Source organism: Klebsiella sp. M041, assembly GCF_059759695.1.
Genome location: NZ_JCAXWU010000001.1, coordinates 323,019 through 342,044 on the forward strand (window position 1 = coordinate 323,019; position 19,026 = coordinate 342,044).

Here is a 19,026-nt window from a genome sequence, read left to right on the forward strand (position 1 = left end):
AGGCGGACAGAAGGAAATTCTGTCCGCATAAGCGCAAATATTGTTAAGAATTGAGCGCGCGGGCAACCGCCTCGCGGGCGCCGTGCATCGCCAGCTGCTGCCAGGCGGCGCGGATCCCGGCGACAAACTGCGCGTTGCGCGGCAGGTCGCGGCCAAATATTTCCTCCAGACCCAGCAGGGCGTCAACGCGCTGCTGCTCATCGCTCTGCGCCACCCGCTGCTGGATCTTGTCCACCAGCGGATCGCGGACGTCGATGGCCTGACCGGCATCGTCCGTACCGCTGACGTAGCGCATCCAGCCGGCTACGCCGAGGGCCAGCAGCGGCCAGCGGCTGCCGCGGTCAAGATGCACGCGAATACCGTCGAGCATACGCTGGGGCAGCTTCTGGCTGCCGTCCATGGCGATTTGCCAGGTACGGTGTTTGAGCGCCGGGTTGCTGAAGCGCGCGATCAGGCTGTCGGCATAGGCCGCCAGATCGACGCCGGTAATGGTCAGCGTCGGGGCCTGTTCGTCAAGCATCAGCTGGCGGGCGGCGCGGCGGAAGACCTCATCCTGCATGCAGTCGCTGACGTGCGCATGACCTGCCAGATAGCCAAGCCAGGCGAGGAAAGAGTGGCTGCCGTTGAGCATCCGCAGCTTCATCTGCTCCCAGGGCAGCACGTCGTCGGTCATCTGCACGCCCGCCGTCTCCCAGGCGGGGCGCCCGGCGACAAAGTGGTCTTCGACCACCCACTGAATGAAGGGTTCGCAGCTGATGGCGCAGGGATCTTCCACCCCCAGCACGGCGGCGATTTCCGCCAGCGACTCCGCGGTGGCGGCGGGAACAATGCGATCCACCATGGTGCCCGGGAAGCTGACGTTGTCGGCGATCCAGCTCGCCAGCGCCGGACTGCGTTTTTCCGCCATGCCGAGGACGGCATTTTTCACCACGTGGCCGTTGTCGGGAATGTTATCGCAGGAGAGCACGGTAAAGGGCGGCAGGCCCCGTTCCCGGCGGCGGGCCAGCGCTTCAACTAAAATACCGGGAGCCGACTGCGGCAGCGTCGGATTTTCCAGATCGTGAACGATACGCGGATGCGTCGGATCCAGCTTGCCGGTCGCCGGATCGATGCAATAGCCTTTTTCCGTGATGGTCAGCGAGACAATCGCTACCTGCGGCTCGCAAAATTTCTCGATAATCGCCGCCAGCGAATCGAGCCTGGCGTTCAGGCATTCGTGCACCGCGCCGATAACAATGGGCTGATTACCGTCGGCGCCTTTTTCCAGTACGGTAAACAGGTGGTCCTGTTCGCGAAGCTGGCTCATCAGCGTATCGCCGCTGAACAGACTGATTTCGCAGATCCCCCAGTCGCCGCCGATGTTATTCAGCACGCGATCGGTCAGCAGCGCCTGGTGCGCGCGATGAAACGCGCCAAAGCCGAAATGGACAATACGCGAGCGGAGCTGGCTGCGATCGTACTGAGGACGTTGCACGTTTTCCGGTAGCGTAGCGGTTGCAATTGTTGTCATTCTTTACACACCTGTTTAACTGCTTATTAACATTGCCAGTCTAAAGTTATATGACAGGAAATTAAATTGGTAAGCCGAAATTATCCGCTGACTGTGAGCTGGATCAATCAATGCGCCGGCTCTGTTTGCAGCCTGACGAGAAACATGTATGGTAGTCGTCATGATTGTCGCCATTATTGGTATAACAACTTTTGTGAGGGCATAGCGATGGAGCAAACCTGGCGGTGGTATGGGCCGAACGATCCGGTATCGCTTGATGATGTACGACAGGCGGGGGCGACCGGGGTCGTCACTGCGCTGCACCATATTGCAAACGGTCAGGTCTGGCCGGTCGACGAGATTAAAGAGCGTCAGGCGCTGTTAGCGGCGAAAGGGCTGACCTGGTCGGTGGTCGAAAGCATTCCGGTGCACGAGGATATTAAAACCCACAGCGGGCAGTATGCGACCTGGATTGCCAACTATCAGCAGAGCATCCGCAACCTCGCGGCCTGCGGCATCGATACCGTATGCTACAACTTTATGCCGATCCTCGACTGGACGCGCACCGATCTGGAATATGAGCTGCCGGACGGCTCCCGGGCGCTGCGTTTCGATCAGATCGCCTTCGCCGCCTTTGAACTGCATATCCTCAAACGACCGGGGGCGGAAGCGGATTACAGCGAAGAAGAGCAGCGCCAGGCCGAGGCGTATTACAAGGCGATGAGCGAAGCGGACATTGAGAAACTGACCCGCAATATCATCGCCGGCCTGCCGGGGGCGGAAGAGGGCTACACCCTCGACCAGTTCCGCGCGCGCCTGGCGGAATATGACCACATCGATAAAGCGCAGCTGCGCGAAAATATGGCCTATTTCCTGCGGGCCATCGTACCGGTGTGCGAAGAGGTGGGGATCCGACTGGCAGTGCATCCGGACGATCCGCCGCGGCCGATCCTGGGCCTGCCGCGTATCGTGTCGACCATCGAAGATATGCAGTGGCTGAAAGAGACAGTGGACAGCATCAATAACGGCTTTACCATGTGCACCGGATCCTATGGCGTCCGCGCCGATAACGATCTGGTGAAGATGGTGGAGACCTTTGGCGATCGCATCCACTTTACCCATCTGCGCGCCACCTGCCGCGAGGCGAACCCGAAAACCTTCCACGAGGCGGCGCACCTTAGCGGCGACGTCAATATGGTGGCGGTGGTGGATGCGATTCTGCGTGAAGAGCAGCGGCGTAAACAGGCCGGCGATCTGCGCCCGATCCCGTTCCGTCCGGATCATGGTCATCAGATGCTGGACGATCTGCGCAAGAAAACCAACCCAGGCTATTCGGCGATTGGCCGTCTCAAGGGGATGGCGGAAGTGCGCGGCGTGGAGCTGGCGCTGAAGATGACCAAATACCCTGAACTGCTGTAATCGCGGCAACGGGGATAACAAAAAGGACAGCCAGCGGCTGTCCTTTTTTCTGGTCAACTCGTCACGGAAAATTAATCCGCGCGGCCCATATAGCGGCACTCTTCGATATGAATGCGGATTTTCTCACCGGTGGTCAGGTATTCCGGCACCTGAATCACCAGGCCGGTGCTCATGGTGGCGGGCTTGGTGCGGGAGCTGGCGGATGCCCCTTTAATACCCGGCGCGGTTTCGATAATTTCCAGGTCCACGGTCTGCGGCAGCTCAAGCGCCAGCAGCTGGCCGTCCCAGGTCAACACCTGCATATCCGGCATGCCGCCTTCCGGAATAAACTGCAGCTCTTCTTCGATCTGCTCTTTCGTGAAGGTGTAAGGGGTGTAGTCTTCTTTATCCATGAACACGTATTCGTTGCCATCGACATAGGAGAAGTCAACGAAACGGCGGGTCAGGGTCACGGTATCGACGATATCGTCGCCTTTGAAGCGCTCTTCTACTTTCAGGCCGGTACGCACATCGGAGAAGCGCATTTTATACAGTGTCGCAGCACCGCGGGCGCTGGGTGACTGAATATCGATATTTTTTACAATCAGCAGCTTGCCGTTGTAATTCAGCACCATACCTTTTTTAATTTCATTCGCTCTTGGCATTGCAGTAATCCTGTCACTTAACGAGTCAAAAATATCGCGTAAAACTACTCGCGCCCGGGCGTTCAGGCAAGTGGAATTCGCGAGTTTTGCTATCTTCTGGCAAAACGTTTAGGCTGTGGCGCAAAATGAGCGTTTGGGAGCTGGGTTGTGGAATGTCGTACTGATTGTGGCGCATGTTGCATCGCCCCCTCTATATCCTCGCCGATCCCCGGCATGCCGCAGGGCAAGCCGGCCAATACCCGCTGTATTCAGCTCTCCGAGCACAATCTGTGCCTGATTTTCGGCTCCCCACTGCGTCCGAAGGTGTGCGCCAGCCTGCAGCCCTCGCCGGAGATGTGCTTCACTCATCGTGATGACGCCATCACCTGGCTGCTGGAGCTTGAGCTGGCCACCGCGCCCTGAGCTTAAAGCAGCAAATGAGACAGGTTTTTGATATGTGTATACCGATTATTTTGCCCATGTGTCGATTATGCGCAAGGTGCTGCTGCGCATGACCAGCTGGCTGCATTATCTCTATCTGGATCACTAATCCGCACTGCCCGGCTCCGGCCGGGCAACCTTATCTATACGTCTCTGATCCGCCACAGGCAGGCCTGGGTGGCGATCCCCATAACCAGCGCTATCCAGAACACCGCATGATAGCTCCAGATCTCTGCCACCACGCCCGCCAGTGAGCCGGCGATGATCCAGCCGACGCGGGTGGTATTGGTGTAGAGGGTGGTGGCCGCGCCCGCCTGCCCGGGCATCAAATCCTGGAAATAAAGCATGCCAATCCCGGCGAGGATCCCGATATAGATGGCGTTCAGCACCTGCATCGCCAGCAGCAGCGCCGGCGTGTGCACCGTCAGCATACCCACATAAAACAGCACCCCAGCCACCGCGGAAAGGCGCATCAGAAAGCGTTTACCGAAGCGCCGGGCGTAGTAACCGGCAATCAGCATGGTGGGAATTTCCAGCCCGGCGGCGGTCCCCATCATCAGGCCGGCCAGCTTCTCCGGCAGATGCAGCTCGTTAATGATAAACAGCGGCATATTAATGATGTACAGGCTGTTGGTGCCCCACATCAGCGTGCAGATGCTGAACAGCAGCAGCGCATCGCGGCGGTGCGTGCGCGGGGCTTCCAGCCGGCCAGTCGCCACCGCCTTGGCTTTGCGCATGCTGGGCAAGAACAGCCAGACCATGATCCCGCAGACGATAAACGCCGCCGCGGCGCTGAGGTACATCGCGGTAAAGCCAAACCCCATCGCCAGCGCATAGGCCAGCGGGGGACCAATCACCCAGGCCAGTGAGACCTGGGCGCGCAAAATGGAGCTGAACATCACCGCTTCGCGGCCGGTTTTGTCGGCATGCTCGCGCGCGAGGGCGAACATCTGCGGGTTGGCGGTCGAACCAAAGCTGCTAAGGAATACGCCGATGAACAGCAAAATGAAATAGTTCCGGTTCCAGGCAAACAGCACGCAAGCCAGCACCCCCAGCAGGCAGCAGACGACAATCAGCTGCTTGCGATCGCCCTGACGGTCAGAACGTCCGGCGAGGAACTGGCTGACCAGAATGCCGATGACGGCGCTGCCGGTAAAAAAGAAACCCACCATCGCCGGGCGGACATGCACTTCATTGGTCAGAAACAGGCTCAGGGTCGGCGTCTGCAACGCCCCGGCAATGCCCGTCAGAAAGGCGACGATCAGGAAGGCGGAAGAGGTGACATCGAACCCGCGTCGGGGAAGGGCGGCGCTTCGGTTTTCCATGTGTTTGGTTTTCTGTAGTTTCAGGAGACGGCGCGGAGTTTACGCCTGCTGGCTGAAAATAAACAGTAGTATGGCACGAATAATTAAAAAGGCGTTTCAAAATAGAGGGTTCAGCAAAAAGCTGACGTTTACCGCGGCCAGGCGCCAGGGCTTCAGCAAAAGTGTGCAGTACCTCTAAGTTCTGCAATCAAGTCGCTGACGTACCTTGCGCGTTGAGCAAGAAAGGTACAGAATTCTTGAAACGTTTCAGCGTCATTCGGCATATCGTTCACCGTCAGATGGCGCCTTTTTTCTCAAGTTAGCTGAAACGATTCAATTCAGCAGGAGAGGAGAACCATGTTCCAGTTATCTGTGCAGGATATTCATCCCGGCCAGCAGGCCGGTAATAAAGAAGAGGCCATCCGGCAGGTCGCCGCCGCGCTGGTCAGCGCTGGCAACGTGGCCGATGGCTACGTGAACGGCATGCTGGCGCGCGAGCAGCAGACCTCCACCTTCCTCGGCAACGGGATCGCGATCCCGCACGGCACGACGGATACGCGTGACCAGGTGCTGAAGACCGGCGTTCAGGTGTTTCAGTTCCCGCAGGGCGTCACCTGGGGCGAAGGGCAGACCGCCTATGTGGCGATCGGGATTGCCGCCAGCTCAGATGAACACCTCGGCCTGCTGCGTCAGCTGACCCATGTGCTGAGCGATGACGCGGTCGCCGCCCAGCTGCAGTCCGCCACCACCGCGGAAGAGCTGCGGGCGCTGCTGATGGGGGAGAAGCAGAGCGAAGCGCTGAAGCTGGACAACGAGACCCTGAGTCTCGACGTCGCGGCCAGCGATCTGCTGACCCTGCAGGCGCTGAACGCCGCGCGTCTGAAAGAAGCAGGCGCTGTGGATTCCGCCTTCGTTAGCCACGTCATTAACGATACGCCGCTGAACCTCGGTCAGGGCATCTGGCTGAACGACAGCGCCGAAGGCAATCTGCGCAGCGCCGTGGCGGTCAGCCGCGCCGCCACCGCCTTCACCCGCGACGACCAGCCGGTTTCCCTGTTGGTTACGGTGGCGATGACCGACGATCAGCCAACCGCGGTGCTGAACCGCCTGAGCAAGCTGCTGCTGGACAAGAAAGCTGACCATCTGCTGAAAGCCGACGCCGCCACCGTGCTGGCGCTGTTGACCAGCGACGACGCGATTGCCGAAGATGTGCTGAGCGCCGAATTCGTGGTGCGCAATGAGCACGGCCTGCATGCCCGTCCGGGCACCATGCTGGTCAACACCATTAAACAATTTTCCAGCGACGTCACCGTCACTAACCTCGACGGTTCCGGCAAGCCGGCCAACGGCCGCAGCCTGATGAAGGTCGTGGCGCTGGGTGTGAAAAAAGGTCACCGTCTGCGCTTTACCGCGCAGGGTGAGGATGCGCAACAAGCGCTGGATGCGATTGGCGAAGCGATCGCCGCAGGCCTTGGGGAGGGCGCATAAATGAGCAGACGTGTAGCAACCATTACTTTAAACCCGGCGTACGATCTGGTGGGCTTCACCCCGGAGATCGAGCGCGGTGAAGTGAACCTGGTGCGTACCACCGGCCTGCACGCCGCCGGGAAAGGCATCAACGTGGCGAAGGTGCTGAAAGATCTTGGCATTGACGTCACCGTCGGCGGCTTCCTGGGGAAAGACAACCAGGATGGCTTTCAGCAGCTGTTCAGCGAGCTGGGGATCGCCAACCGTTTCCAGGTGGTGCAGGGCCGGACCCGCATCAACGTTAAGCTGACGGAAAAAGATGGCGAAGTGACCGATTTCAACTTCTCCGGCTTTGAAGTCACCCCAGGCGACTGGGAACGCTTCGTCAACGACTCCCTGAGCTGGCTGGGGCAGTTCGATATGGTCTGCGTCAGCGGCAGCCTGCCGTCCGGCGTCAGCCCGGAAGCCTTTACCGACTGGATGACCCGTCTGCGCAGCCAGTGCCCGTGCATCATTTTTGACAGCAGCCGCGAAGCGCTGGTTGCCGGACTGAAAGCGGCGCCGTGGCTGGTGAAACCGAACCGTCGCGAGCTGGAGATCTGGGCTGGCCGTAAGCTGCCGGAGATGAAAGACGTTATCGACGCCGCCCATGCGCTGCGCGAGCAGGGGATCGCCCACGTGGTGATTTCCCTGGGCGAAGAGGGCGCGCTGTGGGTGAACGCCTCAGGCGAGTGGATTGCCAAACCGCCTTCAGTCGAAGTGGTCAGCACCGTTGGCGCCGGCGATTCGATGGTCGGCGGCCTGATTTACGGCCTGCTGATGCGTGAATCCAGCGAGCATACCCTGCGCCTGGCGACCGCCGTCGCTGCCCTGGCCGTCAGCCAGAGCAACGTCGGGATCACCGACCGTACCCAGTTGGCCGCGATGATGGCGCGCGTCGACTTACAACCCTTTAATTGACAGCAGGAGAGGCATAATGAAAACGCTGCTGATTATTGATGCCGGACTCGGACAGGCGCGCGCCTATATGGCGAAAACCCTGCTGGGTGCCGCAGCGCCAAAAGCGCACCTTGAACTGATTGATAATCCGAACGACGCCGAACTGGTGATTGTTCTCGGGTCGGCGCTGCCCACTGACAGCGCGCTGAACGGCAAACAGGTCTACCTCGGCGATATTAATCGCGCCGTGGCGCACCCGGAGCTGTTCCTCAGCGAAGCTAAAGGCCACGCGACGCCGTACGCGGCGCCTGCCGCCGCGGCAGTCCCGGCGGCCACCGGCGGACCGAAACGTATTGTCGCGGTCACCGCCTGTCCGACCGGCGTTGCCCATACCTTTATGGCGGCTGAAGCCATTGAAACCGAAGCGAAAAAACGCGGCTGGTGGGTGAAAGTGGAAACCCGCGGCTCCGTCGGCGCGGGCAATGCTATCACCCCGGAAGAGGTGGCCGAGGCGGATCTGGTGATCGTCGCCGCCGATATCGAAGTCGACCTGGCGAAATTCGCCGGCAAGCCGATGTATCGCACCACCACCGGTCTGGCGCTGAAGAAAACCGCCCAGGAGCTGGACAAAGCGGTGGCTGAAGCCAAACCGTACCAGCCTTCCGGTAAACCTCAGGCTGCTGGCGAAGGTAAAAAAGAGTCGGCGGGCGCCTACCGCCACCTGCTGACCGGCGTCTCCTACATGCTGCCGATGGTGGTGGCGGGCGGCCTGTGTATCGCGCTCTCCTTTGCCTTCGGGATCAAAGCGTTTGAAGTGAAAGACACCCTCGCGGCGGCGCTGATGCAAATCGGCGGCGGCTCGGCCTTCGCGCTGATGGTGCCGGTGCTGGCGGGCTTTATCGCCTTCTCCATTGCCGACCGTCCGGGTCTGACCCCGGGTCTTATCGGCGGTATGCTGGCGGTCAGCGGCGGCTCCGGCTTTATCGGCGGGATCATTGCCGGTTTCCTTGCCGGTTACGTGGCGAAAGCCATCAGCACTAAGCTGAAACTGCCGCAGAGTATGGAAGCGCTGAAGCCGATCCTGATCATTCCGCTGGTCTCCAGCCTGATCGTGGGCCTGGCGATGATCTACCTGATTGGTAAACCGGTCGCCGGTATCCTCGCCTGGCTGACCCACTGGCTGCAAACCATGGGCACCGCCAACGCGGTTCTGCTGGGCGCGATCCTCGGCGCGATGATGTGTACCGACATGGGCGGCCCGGTGAACAAAGCGGCCTATGCCTTCGGCGTTGGCCTGCTGAGTACCCAGACCTACGCGCCGATGGCGGCGATCATGGCGGCCGGTATGGTGCCTCCGCTGGCGATGGGTATCGCGACGCTGGTTGCCCGCAATAAGTTCGACAAAGGGCAGCGGGAAGGGGGTAAAGCCGCGCTGGTTCTCGGCCTGTGCTTTATCTCTGAAGGGGCGATTCCTTTTGCCGCCCGTGACCCGATGCGCGTGCTGCCTTGCTGTATCGTCGGCGGCGCGGTAACCGGCGCTATCTCGATGGCGATTGGCGCGAAACTGATGGCGCCGCACGGCGGGCTGTTTGTTCTGCTGATCCCGGGGGCGATTACGCCAGTGCTGGGTTACCTGCTGGCGATTGTTGCCGGGACGCTGGTGGCGGGCCTCTCCTACGCGGTGCTGAAACGCCCGGAAGCGCAGGTAGCGGAAGTCGAAAAAGCGGCATAATTTCTCCGCAATAAAAAAGGGCCGACTGTTCGGCCCTTTTTTTATGTCTCTATTTACGCCACTTCGGCGATCTGCTGCGCCCGCAGCCAGGCTATCTCTTCCGCCCAGATATCCGGGTTGATGGTTTCCAGAATCAGCGGAATGCCGTCGAAGCGGTTGTCCTGCATGATCCAGCTGAAGCAATCGTGGCCGATGTTGCCTTCCCCCAGACTATGGTGACGGTCGACCCGGCTGCCGAAGGCGCTCTTGGCATCGTTGAGATGCATGCCGCGCAGATACTGAAAGCCGACGATACGGTCGAAGTCGGCAAAGGTTTTCTCGCAGGCTTCGGCGCTGCGCAGGTCATAGCCGGCGGCGAAGGCGTGGCAGGTATCGATGCAGACGCCGACGCGGGTTTTATCTTCCACGCCGTCGATGATGGCCGCGAGGTGCTCGAACTTAAAGCCCAGGTTGCTGCCCTGGCCGGCGGTATTTTCGATAACCGCGGTGACGCCTTCGGTCTTCGCCAGCGCGATATTGATCGATTCGGCGATGCGCGCCAGACACTCTTCCTCCGGGATCTGCTGCAGATGGCTGCCGGGGTGGAAGTTGAGCAGCGTCAGCCCCAGCTGCTGACAGCGGGTCATCTCATCGATGAAGGCGTCACGGGATTTTTCCAGCGCCTCTTCCACCGGGTGGCCGAGGTTAATCAGGTAGCTGTCGTGCGGCAGGATCTGTCCGGGGCCAAAGTGATACTTTTCACAGGCGGCTTTGAATTCGGCGATGGTCTGGTCGCTGAGCGGCGCGGCGCGCCACTGGCGCTGATTTTTGGTGAAGAGGGCGAAGGCGGTTGCTTCGATTTCGGCGGCGCGAATGGCGGCATTGGCCAGTCCACCTGAGGCGCTCACGTGCGCTCCTACGTATTTCATAAAAAAACTCCAGTTAAAGCCGCTGGGGGGTGGGTAATGATAGCGGCTTAACTGGAGAAAGATGTAGTGCTTTATGCCATCAGGCTGTGGATGGCGACGTTAATGGCCCCGCCGCCGACAATCAACCAGACGAACAGCATCAGCGCCATCAGCAGCGGTTTCGCCCCGGCTTTTTTCAGCGCGCTGACGTGAGTGGTCACCCCAAGAGCGGCCATCGCCATCGCCAGCAGGACGGTATCCAGCGTCACCAGCATCTCCACGACCGCTTTCGGCAGCAGATGGAAGGAGTTAAACACCGCCACCAGGATGAACATAATGGCAAACCACGGAATGGTGATTTTGCTTTTCTCGCCGTTATCTGCCGGGGTCAGTTGTTTAACTCGCGCCGCCAGGAACAGCAGGAACGGGGCCAGCATCATCACGCGCAGCATTTTAGCGATAACCGCGGCGTTCTCCGCATCCGGGCTGACCGCATGGCCGGCGGCGACGACCTGCGCCACTTCATGCATGGTAGAACCCATATAGATCCCGTAGGTCTCCGGGGTAAACCAGTGCGCCAGCAGCGGATACATCGCCGGGTAGAGGAAGATAGCGATGGTACCGAAGATCACCACCGTGGCGACGGCGACGGTCACTTTACTGGCTTCGGCTTTGACCACCGGCTCGCTGGCGAGCACTGCCGCCGCGCCGCAGATGCTGCTGCCGGCGCCGATCAGCCAGCTGGTGTGCTTATCGAGCCCAAACACTTTCTGGCCCAGGAAGCAGGCAATGAAAAAGGTGCTGGAGAGCGTCAGAACGTCAATCAAAATACCGCTCACGCCGACGTCGGCAATCTGGGCGAACGTCAGGCGGAAGCCGTAGAGGATGATCCCCAGGCGCAGCAGATGCTGTTTGGCGAAGATCACCCCGCCGTCGCAGGGCTGCCAGATTTTCGGATAGACCGTGTTACCGACGACCATCCCGAACAGGATAGCGAGGGTCAGGGCGCTGAAGCCCGCCCCGGCGATGGCCGGGAAGCTACCGGCCCACAGGGCGGCGCCGGTCAGGGCGGCGGTCAGCGCCAGGCCTGGGACAAAATGCCACAGGGAACGATGTTTGGTGGGTAAAGTGAGTGCTGTCATAACCTTCTCCTTTGTCTGCCTAAAGGTTACGCCGCGCGGGATTAAATATAAAATTGATTATATGTTTATAATCAATCGTAATAAGTGGTTAATGGCCGCTTCGCCGGGGATAACGGGGCAGGGGAGTGAGGCGCGCAAGCGAGCTGCTCTTGTCAGCAAGACGATGATTTTGTGACGTAAGGGGATTTTCCTTCCGTCAGCCGCCTCGATTTGTGTCACCATAGTAAGGAAGGTTATTCAGACTGGATTACTAAACGGGTGGGTTATGCATATTACGCTGCGGCAGCTGGAAGTGTTCGCCGAAGTCCATAAGAGTGGGTCGACCACTCAGGCGTCACAGATGCTGGCGCTTTCGCAATCGGCGGTCAGCGCCGCGCTGACCGATCTGGAAGGGCAGCTCGGCGTACAGCTGTTCGACCGCGTCGGCAAGCGGCTGGTGGTCAATGAGCATGGACGGCTGCTCTATCCGCGCGCCCTGGCGTTGCTGGAGCGGGCCCTGGAGATCGAGCAGCTGTTTCGCGGCGACAACGGGGCGATTCGGGTCTACGCCAGCAGCACCATCGGCAACTATATTATGCCGGAGATCATTGCCCGCTATCGCCATGACTTCCCGGATCTGCCGGTTGAGCTGAGCGTGGGCAACAGCCTGGACGTGATTAACGCCGTTGCCGACCTGCGGGTGGATTTCGGTCTGATCGAGGGGCCGTGCCATGCCGCCGATATTATCGCCGAGCCGTGGCTGGAAGATGAGCTGGTGGTGTTTGCCGCGCCTGACTCGCCGCTGCTGGCGGGGGAGGTGACCCTGCAGCAGCTGGCCGAGGCGCCGTGGATCCTGCGCGAGCATGGGTCTGGCACCCGGGAGATTGTCGATTACGTTCTGCTGTCGCATCTGCCGGCGTTTCATCTGGGGATGGAGCTGGGCAACTCGGAGGCGATCAAACACGCGGTGCGCCATGGGCTGGGGATCAGCTGCTTATCGCGGCGGGTGATTGCCGAACAGCTGGCCTCCGGCACGCTGGCGGAGCTGAAAGTGCCGCTGCCCCGGCTGACGCGCACGCTGTGGCGGATCCACCACCGGCAGAAGCATATTTCCAAAGCATTACAACGTTTTCTACAGTATTGCCAGGTGTAGCGATCCGGCGTTATCGCCTGATAAAGGGGGGGAATTTGCTGGCAATTCCGCAGGTTAGTGCTTTACTAATAATTTGCGGTCGATCATGAAGCTCTCTTATAACTTTGCATTTGTACCGGATGGAACCCCGATCGTCTGCTACAATCGCGCCTCATTTTTTGGATGGATAGCATTATCACATGGTTTCGGAAACTAAAACCACAGAAGCGCCCACGCTACGTCGTGAACTAAAGGCGCGCCACTTGACCATGATCGCCATCGGCGGTTCCATCGGTACGGGTCTTTTTGTTGCCTCTGGCGCAACGATTTCGCAAGCAGGTCCCGGCGGGGCGCTGCTGTCTTATATTCTGATCGGTCTGATGGTCTATTTCCTGATGACCAGCCTGGGCGAACTGGCGGCGTTTATGCCGGTGTCCGGTTCCTTCGCCACCTACGGGCAGAATTATGTTGAAGAGGGCTTCGGCTTCGCGCTGGGCTGGAACTACTGGTACAACTGGGCGGTAACGATCGCCGTTGACCTCGTGGCCTCGCAGCTGGTGATGAGCTACTGGTTCCCTGACACCCCAGGCTGGATCTGGAGCGCCTTGTTCCTCGGCATTATGTTCCTGCTGAACTGGATCTCGGTGCGCGGCTTTGGCGAGGCGGAATACTGGTTCTCGCTGATCAAAGTGGCCACCGTCATTATCTTTATCATCGTCGGCGTGATGATGATTGTCGGCATCTTCAAAGGGGCGCAGCCTGCCGGCTGGAGCAACTGGGGGATCGCGGATGCGCCGTTTGCCGGCGGCTTCTCGGCGATGATCGGCGTGGCGATGATTGTCGGCTTCTCCTTCCAGGGCACCGAGCTTATCGGTATTGCCGCCGGTGAGTCTGAGAACCCGGAAAAGAACATTCCGCGCGCGGTGCGCCAGGTCTTCTGGCGTATCCTGCTGTTTTACGTCTTCGCGATCCTGATTATCAGCCTGATCATTCCGTATACCGATCCGAGCCTGCTGCGCAACGACGTTAAAGATATCTCCGTCAGCCCGTTCACGCTGGTCTTCCAGCACGCCGGTCTGCTGTCGGCGGCGGCGATCATGAACGCCGTTATCCTGACGGCCGTTCTGTCGGCGGGTAACTCGGGGATGTACGCCTCTACGCGTATGCTGTATACCCTGGCCTGCGACGGCAAAGCGCCGCGCATTTTCTCGAAGCTGTCGCGTGGCGGCGTACCGCGCAACGCCCTGTATGCGACCACCGTTATCGCGGCGCTGTGCTTCCTGACTTCGATGTTCGGTAACCAGACGGTGTACCTGTGGCTGCTGAACACCTCGGGGATGACGGGCTTTATCGCCTGGCTGGGGATTGCCATCAGCCACTATCGTTTCCGTCGTGGCTTCGTCCTGCAGGGTAACGATATTAATAATCTGCCGTATCGTTCCGGGTTCTTCCCGCTGGGGCCGATCTTCGCCTTCGTGCTGTGCCTGATCATCACCCTCGGACAGAACTACGAAGCGTTCCTCAAGGACACCATTGACTGGGGCGGCGTGGCGGCGACCTACATCGGTATTCCGCTGTTCCTCGTCATCTGGTTTGGGTACAAACTGGCGAAAGGCACCCGCTTCGTTCGCTACAGCGAAATGACCTTCCCGGACCGCTTTAAGCGTTAATCTTCGCTATTGTGCGATAAAAGCCCTCTGTAAAGAGGGCTTCCTCTTGCTGGCCAAGCGCAATCTTCAGGAATTGCCCGGCGGCGCTGCGCTTGCGCGGGCCTACAGATATTTGCGTAACTGTTTGATATTTCAACTTTTCGTAGGCCGGGAAAGGCGAAAGCCGCCACCCGGCAGACATATGAGTACGATAACGAAAACAGGTTTGTATCACCCGGAAGCCCTCTGAAAATAGGGCTTCATCGTGCTGGCAAAGTGCAATCTTCAGGAATTGCCCGGCGGCGCTGCGCTTGCGCGGGCCTACATATATCTGCGTAACTGTTTGATATTGCAATTTTTCGTAGGCCGGGTAAGGCGAAAGCCGCCACCCGGCAGACATATGAGTACGATAACGAAAACAGGTTTGTATCACCCGGAAGCCCTCTGAAAAGAGGGCTTCATCTTGCTGGCCAAGTGCAATCTTCAGGAATTGCCCGGCGGCGCTGCGCTTACGCGTGCCTACAGATATTTGCGTAACTGTTTGATATTGCAATTCTTCGTAGGCCGGGTAAGGCGAAAGCCGCCACCCGGCAGACAGATGAGTACGATAACGAAAACAGGTTTGCATCACCCGGAAGCCCTCTGAAAAGAGGGCTTTTTTTATGTCCACACGGTTACAGCCTGACACAATTCTTCATAATTATATTGATAATAGAAATCATTATCTTTATCATTTCCGACCATTACGGATGAAGCCACTCCCCCCGTCTCTGCTATGTGTACAAACTGACATCGGGCGACCAGCCACATCGACGAGAAAACAGCGCGAGTCTACCGCCGACAGAGCGGCAGGCCGCCAGCGCGTGTGAGCAGCACCTTTTTGTTTGTTTGGTTGTACACCTCATGGAGATTTGGAATGTTCAGGTTAAACCCTTTTATCCGGGCGGGATTGTCTGCGTCCGTCGTATCGTTGGCGTTTCCGGCCCTGGCCGATGTGAATGAAGAAACGCTGGTGGTGACCGCCTCGGCCACTGAACAGAGCGTCAAAGACGCACCGGCGAGCATCAGCGTCATCACCCAGCAGGATTTGCAGCGCAAGCCGGTGCAGAACCTGAAAGACGTACTGCGCGATGTGCCCGGGGTCCAGCTCACCAACGAAGGGGATAACCGCAAGGGCGTCAGCATTCGCGGTCTGAGCAGCAGCTATACCCTGATCCTTGTCGACGGGAAACGCGTCAACTCCCGGAACGCCGTCTTCCGCCACAATGACTTCGACCTGAACTGGATCCCGGTGGATGCCATCGAACGTATCGAGGTGGTGCGCGGCCCGATGTCCTCCCTGTACGGCTCCGATGCGCTCGGCGGCGTGGTCAACATTATTACCAAAAAAATCGGCCAGAAATGGACCGGGACGCTGAGCGCCGATACCACCATTCAGGAACACCGCGACCGCGGCGATACCTGGAACGGCCAGTTCTTCACCAGCGGCCCGCTGATCGACGGCGTGCTCGGGATGAAGGCCTACGGCAGCCTGGCGAAGCGCGCCAAGGACGATCCGCAGTCTTCCAGCAATGCCACCGGCGAAACGCCGCGCATCGAGGGCTTCACCAGCCGCGATGGCAATGTTGAATTCGCCTGGACGCCGAGCGACAACCACGATTTCACCGCGGGCTATGGCTTTGACCGCCAGGATCGCGACTCCGATTCCCTTGACCGCAACCGCCTTGAGCGTGAGAACTACTCCCTGAGCCATAACGGACGCTGGGAGATGGGCAACAGCGAGCTCAAGTTCTACGGCGAAAAGGTGGATAATAAAAATCCAGGGCAGAACGGCACCATCACCTCCGAAAGCAATGCCATCGACGGCAAGTATGTCCTGCCGCTGGACATGATTAACCAGCTGGTGACCTTCGGCGGCGAATGGCGCCACGACAAGCTGAAAGATCCGGTCAACCTGAGCAGCGGCGGCCAGTCGACCTCAGCCAGCCAGTACGCCCTGTTTATTGAAGACGAATGGCGCATCATCGAGCCGCTGGCGCTGACCACCGGCATTCGTATGGACGACCATCAGACCTATGGCGATCACTGGAGCCCGCGCGCCTATCTGGTGTATAACGCCACCGATACCGTCACCGTCAAAGGCGGCTGGGCGACGGCGTTTAAAGCCCCGTCGCTACTGCAGCTTAACCCCGACTGGACCACCAACTCCTGCCGCGGCTCGTGCAGCATCATCGGTAACCCGGATCTGAAGCCGGAAACCAGCGAAAGCTTCGAGCTTGGTCTCTACTATCGTGGGGAAGAGGGCTGGCTGCAGGATGTTGAAGGCAGCATCACCACCTTCCAGAACAATGTCGACGATATGATTGATGTTCTGCGCACCTCCAGCGCCAGCGAAGCGCCGGGCTACCCGAACTTTGTCGGCTGGAAAACCGTCAACGGTAAGCGCGTACCGATCTTCCGCTATTTCAACGTCAACAAAGCCCGCATCAAAGGGGTGGAGACCGAGGTGAAGATCCCGTTCGGCGATGAGTGGAAGCTGACGGTGAACTACACCTACAACGATGGTCGCGATCTGAGCAACGGCGGCGACAAACCGCTGCAGACGCTGCCGTTCCATACCGCCAACGGCACGCTTGACTGGAAACCGCTGGACGACTGGTCCTTCTACGTGACGGCCAACTATACCGGCCAGCAGCGCGCGGTGAGCGCCACCGGCAAAACGCCGGGCGGCTATACCCTGTTTGACGTCGGCGCGGCGTGGCAGGTCACCAAGAATGTGAAACTGCGCTCCGGGGTGCAGAACGTGGGCGATAAAGATCTCAACCGGGACGACTACAGCTATACCGAAGAGGGCCGTCGCTACTTTATGGCCGTGGATTATCGCTTCTGATCGTTGGCGCTTAACGATGGCCAGCGCCGCGACGTGGATTCGCGGCGCAGGTTGCGTTTAGTTAAAGAGATGCTGCGCGTGGAAACGCAGATGGTCTTCGATAAACGAGGCAATAAAGTAGTAGCTATGATCGTAACCGGGCTGGATGCGCAGCGTTAACGGCCAGGCCTTCTGCCGCGCGACCTCCGCCAGCACCGCGGGCTGCAGCTGTCCGGCGAGGAACGGATCGTTATCGCCCTGATCGATAAGCGTCGGCACCGCGTCCGCCGGCTGGCTGGCCTGCATCAGGGCGCAGCTGTCCCAGGCGCGCCATGTCGATTCATCGGCGCCGAGATAGGCGGTAAACGCTTTCTTGCCCCACGGCACCTGGGAGGGATTGACGATTGGCGCGAAGGCGGAGACGCTGGCGTAGCGGCCGGGATTGGTGAGCGCCATGATAAGCGCGCCGTGACCGCCCATCGAGTGGCCGCTGATGGCGCAGCGCTCGCCGACGGTAAACTCGCTGCGGATAAGCGCGGGCAGTTCGTCGCGCAGGTAATCGTACATCCGGTAGTGCGCCGCCCACGGCGCCTCGGTGGCGTTCAGGTAGAAGCCAGCGCCTTGCCCCAGATCGTAACCGTCATCGTTGGCCACCTCGTCACCGCGCGGGCTGGTATCCGGCATCACCAGCGCGATGCCCAGCGCGGCGGCAATGCGCTGAGCGCCCGCCTTGGTGGTAAAGTTTTCATCGTTACAGGTCAGCCCGGACAGCCAGTACAGCACCGGCGGCGGCGCTTCGCGCTCAGGCGGTAAAAAAATGCTGAACGTCATGGCGCAGTTCAGGACAGGGGAGTGATGACGCCAGCGTTGTTGCCGGCCGTCAAAACAGCGATGCTCTTCAAGCAGTTCCATGCAAGGCTCCTCGGAAGGGATGTGCGCGTAAACGTTCATAATACAGATATTTCATTAGCCGGTGAGCAACTTTCACTTTCTCCTTTTGAGAACTTACTGCATCATTAATGCAACTTATAGCCAACATGCCGGTGTAGCGATGGCGCTTATGGATGCGTACAGCGGTTGGATCATTCCGGATTCGGCGATAGGGATTTGGCGTCGCGCCTGAGGCGTGGCTTCGCGCCTTAATAAAAGGCAGCGCCAATTTCAATAATTATCGTTACGGCTACTGGATTCTGTGCGCCACCTCACGCACAATGAATACAAACTTTGCCCCCAGAAAAAGCAAAGAGCGCCACACCTGCAGGAGAAACCCAAATGTCATCACTGAGTAAAGAAGCCGTCCTCGTTCATGAAGCGCTGGTCGCTCGTGGGCTGGAGACGCCGATGCGTGCGCCAGTACAAGAAATTGATAACGAAACACGCAAGCGTTTGATTACCGGTCATATGACCGAGATTATGCAACTGCTGAATCTGGATCTGAGTGATGACAGTCTGATGGAGACCCCGCATCGCATCGCCAAAATGTATGTCGATGAGATCTTCTCCGGACTGGATTACTCCCGTTTCCCGAAAATCACCGTCATTGAAAACAAAATGAAGGTCGATGAAATGGTCACCGTGCGCGATATCACCCTGACCAGCACCTGCGAACACCACTTTGTCACCATCGATGGTAAAGCGACGGTAGCCTATATCCCGAAAGATTCGGTGATCGGCCTGTCGAAAATCAACCGCATCGTGCAGTTCTTCGCCCAGCGCCCGCAGGTCCAGGAGCGTCTCACGCAGCAGATCCTGATCGCGCTGCAGACGCTGCTCGGCACCAGCAACGTGGCGGTATCCATTGACGCGGTGCATTACTGCGTGAAAGCGCGCGGCATCCGCGACGCGACCAGCGCCACTACCACCACCTCCCTCGGTGGCCTGTTCAAATCCAGCCAGAATACCCGCCAGGAATTCCTGCGCGCAGTACGTCACCACAACTAAAACGGAGCAGGGT

Annotated in this window: 16 protein-coding genes and 1 pseudogene; 10 read left to right on the forward strand and 7 right to left on the reverse strand. The window is 59.1% G+C overall.

The features are described 5' to 3' along the window. Positions 1-43: 43 nt before the first annotated feature. The gene (locus AC6CWS_RS01530; RefSeq protein WP_080901703.1) at positions 44-1,510 is read right to left on the reverse strand and encodes a mannitol dehydrogenase family protein; all 1,467 of its coding nucleotides are present in this window, start codon (positions 1,508-1,510) and stop codon (positions 44-46) included. A gap of 207 nt (positions 1,511-1,717) precedes the next feature. Here AC6CWS_RS01530 and uxuA point away from each other — a divergent pair, with 207 nt between their 5' ends. Further along, positions 1,718-2,908 carry a mannonate dehydratase gene (gene uxuA, locus AC6CWS_RS01535; RefSeq protein WP_023290455.1) on the forward strand — a complete coding sequence of 397 codons (1,191 nt, stop codon included), beginning with the start codon at positions 1,718-1,720 and terminating at the stop codon, positions 2,906-2,908. Positions 2,909-2,979: 71 nt separating this feature from the next. On the opposite strand, the gene yeiP is transcribed toward uxuA, so the two are convergent. Beyond that, on the reverse strand, positions 2,980-3,552 hold the full coding sequence (gene yeiP / locus AC6CWS_RS01540; RefSeq protein ID WP_002912951.1) for an elongation factor P-like protein YeiP: 573 nt from the start codon (positions 3,550-3,552) through the stop codon (positions 2,980-2,982). A 147-nt stretch (positions 3,553-3,699) separates the two neighbouring features. On the opposite strand from yeiP, the gene AC6CWS_RS01545 reads away from it, so the two are divergent. Then, complete coding sequence (locus AC6CWS_RS01545; RefSeq protein ID WP_023290454.1) at positions 3,700-3,954, forward strand: YkgJ family cysteine cluster protein; 255 nt, start codon at positions 3,700-3,702, stop codon at positions 3,952-3,954. A 34-nt stretch (positions 3,955-3,988) separates the two neighbouring features. Beyond that, positions 3,989-4,081, forward strand: a pseudogene (locus AC6CWS_RS01550) (hypothetical protein); the annotation flags it as partial. Positions 4,082-4,115: 34 nt separating this feature from the next. On the opposite strand, the gene setB reads toward AC6CWS_RS01550, so the two are convergent. Beyond that, positions 4,116-5,297, reverse strand: a complete 1,182-nt coding sequence (gene setB, locus AC6CWS_RS01555) for a sugar efflux transporter SetB (RefSeq protein WP_032453530.1) — start codon at positions 5,295-5,297, stop codon at positions 4,116-4,118. 336 nt (positions 5,298-5,633) lie between these two features. Here setB and fruB point away from each other — a divergent pair, with 336 nt between their 5' ends. From fruB to fruA, 3 genes are read left to right on the forward strand one after another with little or no spacing between them, the layout of a single operon-like run. Further along, positions 5,634-6,764: a fused PTS fructose transporter subunit IIA/HPr protein gene (fruB, locus tag AC6CWS_RS01560; RefSeq protein ID WP_023290452.1), complete on the forward strand. Its 1,131-nt coding sequence runs from the start codon at positions 5,634-5,636 to the stop codon at positions 6,762-6,764. Next, the gene (fruK, locus tag AC6CWS_RS01565; RefSeq protein ID WP_002912941.1) at positions 6,765-7,703 is read left to right on the forward strand and encodes a 1-phosphofructokinase; all 939 of its coding nucleotides are present in this window, start codon (positions 6,765-6,767) and stop codon (positions 7,701-7,703) included. It begins immediately after the preceding gene. Between the two features lie 16 nt (positions 7,704-7,719). Next, complete coding sequence (gene fruA / locus AC6CWS_RS01570) at positions 7,720-9,414, forward strand: PTS fructose transporter subunit IIBC (RefSeq protein ID WP_044524221.1); 1,695 nt, start codon at positions 7,720-7,722, stop codon at positions 9,412-9,414. A gap of 53 nt (positions 9,415-9,467) precedes the next feature. Here the strand turns inward: fruA and nfo are convergent, their stop codons facing one another. Continuing rightward, the gene (gene nfo, locus AC6CWS_RS01575) at positions 9,468-10,322 is read right to left on the reverse strand and encodes a deoxyribonuclease IV (protein WP_023290450.1); all 855 of its coding nucleotides are present in this window, start codon (positions 10,320-10,322) and stop codon (positions 9,468-9,470) included. A gap of 71 nt (positions 10,323-10,393) precedes the next feature. Next, positions 10,394-11,443: a YeiH family protein gene (locus AC6CWS_RS01580; RefSeq protein WP_080901704.1), complete on the reverse strand. Its 1,050-nt coding sequence runs from the start codon at positions 11,441-11,443 to the stop codon at positions 10,394-10,396. Positions 11,444-11,708: 265 nt separating this feature from the next. Between AC6CWS_RS01580 and yieE the strand changes: the two genes are divergently transcribed. After that, positions 11,709-12,575: a DNA-binding transcriptional regulator YeiE gene (yieE, locus tag AC6CWS_RS01585; protein WP_004201638.1), complete on the forward strand. Its 867-nt coding sequence runs from the start codon at positions 11,709-11,711 to the stop codon at positions 12,573-12,575. Between the two features lie 179 nt (positions 12,576-12,754). Then, positions 12,755-14,224, forward strand: coding sequence for an amino acid permease (locus AC6CWS_RS01590; protein ID WP_023290447.1), 1,470 nt, complete (start codon positions 12,755-12,757; stop codon positions 14,222-14,224). Here AC6CWS_RS01590 and AC6CWS_RS01595 read toward each other — a convergent pair. After that, entirely contained in the window at positions 14,214-14,873 is a 660-nt protein-coding gene (locus tag AC6CWS_RS01595; protein ID WP_139789855.1) for a hypothetical protein, read from the reverse strand. The genes AC6CWS_RS01590 and AC6CWS_RS01595 overlap by 11 nt on opposite strands. Before the next feature lie 246 nt (positions 14,874-15,119). Here AC6CWS_RS01595 and cirA point away from each other — a divergent pair, with 246 nt between their 5' ends. Next, positions 15,120-17,093 (forward strand): catecholate siderophore receptor CirA, encoded by a 1,974-nt coding sequence (cirA, locus tag AC6CWS_RS01600; RefSeq protein ID WP_064157251.1) that lies wholly within the window; start codon positions 15,120-15,122, stop codon positions 17,091-17,093. 57 nt (positions 17,094-17,150) lie between these two features. Here the strand turns inward: cirA and fghA are convergent, their stop codons facing one another. Further along, positions 17,151-17,984: an S-formylglutathione hydrolase gene (gene fghA, locus AC6CWS_RS01605; RefSeq protein WP_080901705.1), complete on the reverse strand. Its 834-nt coding sequence runs from the start codon at positions 17,982-17,984 to the stop codon at positions 17,151-17,153. Between the two features lie 360 nt (positions 17,985-18,344). Here fghA and folE point away from each other — a divergent pair, with 360 nt between their 5' ends. Beyond that, entirely contained in the window at positions 18,345-19,013 is a 669-nt protein-coding gene (gene folE, locus AC6CWS_RS01610) for a GTP cyclohydrolase I FolE (RefSeq protein WP_023290444.1), read from the forward strand. Positions 19,014-19,026 lie beyond the last annotated feature (13 nt).

What these genes read in the sequence shown, in the direction of transcription:
- AC6CWS_RS01530 (WP_080901703.1), bottom strand. Translation starts at nt 1,510, where the DNA reads ATGACAACAATTGCAACCGCTACGCTACCGGAAAACGTGCAACGTCCT.
- uxuA (WP_023290455.1), top strand. Translation starts at nt 1,718, where the DNA reads ATGGAGCAAACCTGGCGGTGGTATGGGCCGAACGATCCGGTATCGCTT.
- yeiP (WP_002912951.1), bottom strand. Translation starts at nt 3,552, where the DNA reads ATGCCAAGAGCGAATGAAATTAAAAAAGGTATGGTGCTGAATTACAAC.
- setB (WP_032453530.1), bottom strand. Translation starts at nt 5,297, where the DNA reads ATGGAAAACCGAAGCGCCGCCCTTCCCCGACGCGGGTTCGATGTCACC.
- fruB (WP_023290452.1), top strand. Translation starts at nt 5,634, where the DNA reads ATGTTCCAGTTATCTGTGCAGGATATTCATCCCGGCCAGCAGGCCGGT.
- fruK (WP_002912941.1), top strand. Translation starts at nt 6,765, where the DNA reads ATGAGCAGACGTGTAGCAACCATTACTTTAAACCCGGCGTACGATCTG.
- fruA (WP_044524221.1), top strand. Translation starts at nt 7,720, where the DNA reads ATGAAAACGCTGCTGATTATTGATGCCGGACTCGGACAGGCGCGCGCC.
- nfo (WP_023290450.1), bottom strand. Translation starts at nt 10,322, where the DNA reads ATGAAATACGTAGGAGCGCACGTGAGCGCCTCAGGTGGACTGGCCAAT.
- AC6CWS_RS01580 (WP_080901704.1), bottom strand. Translation starts at nt 11,443, where the DNA reads ATGACAGCACTCACTTTACCCACCAAACATCGTTCCCTGTGGCATTTT.
- yieE (WP_004201638.1), top strand. Translation starts at nt 11,709, where the DNA reads ATGCATATTACGCTGCGGCAGCTGGAAGTGTTCGCCGAAGTCCATAAG.
- AC6CWS_RS01590 (WP_023290447.1), top strand. Translation starts at nt 12,755, where the DNA reads ATGGTTTCGGAAACTAAAACCACAGAAGCGCCCACGCTACGTCGTGAA.
- cirA (WP_064157251.1), top strand. Translation starts at nt 15,120, where the DNA reads ATGTTCAGGTTAAACCCTTTTATCCGGGCGGGATTGTCTGCGTCCGTC.
- fghA (WP_080901705.1), bottom strand. Translation starts at nt 17,984, where the DNA reads ATGGAACTGCTTGAAGAGCATCGCTGTTTTGACGGCCGGCAACAACGC.
- folE (WP_023290444.1), top strand. Translation starts at nt 18,345, where the DNA reads ATGTCATCACTGAGTAAAGAAGCCGTCCTCGTTCATGAAGCGCTGGTC.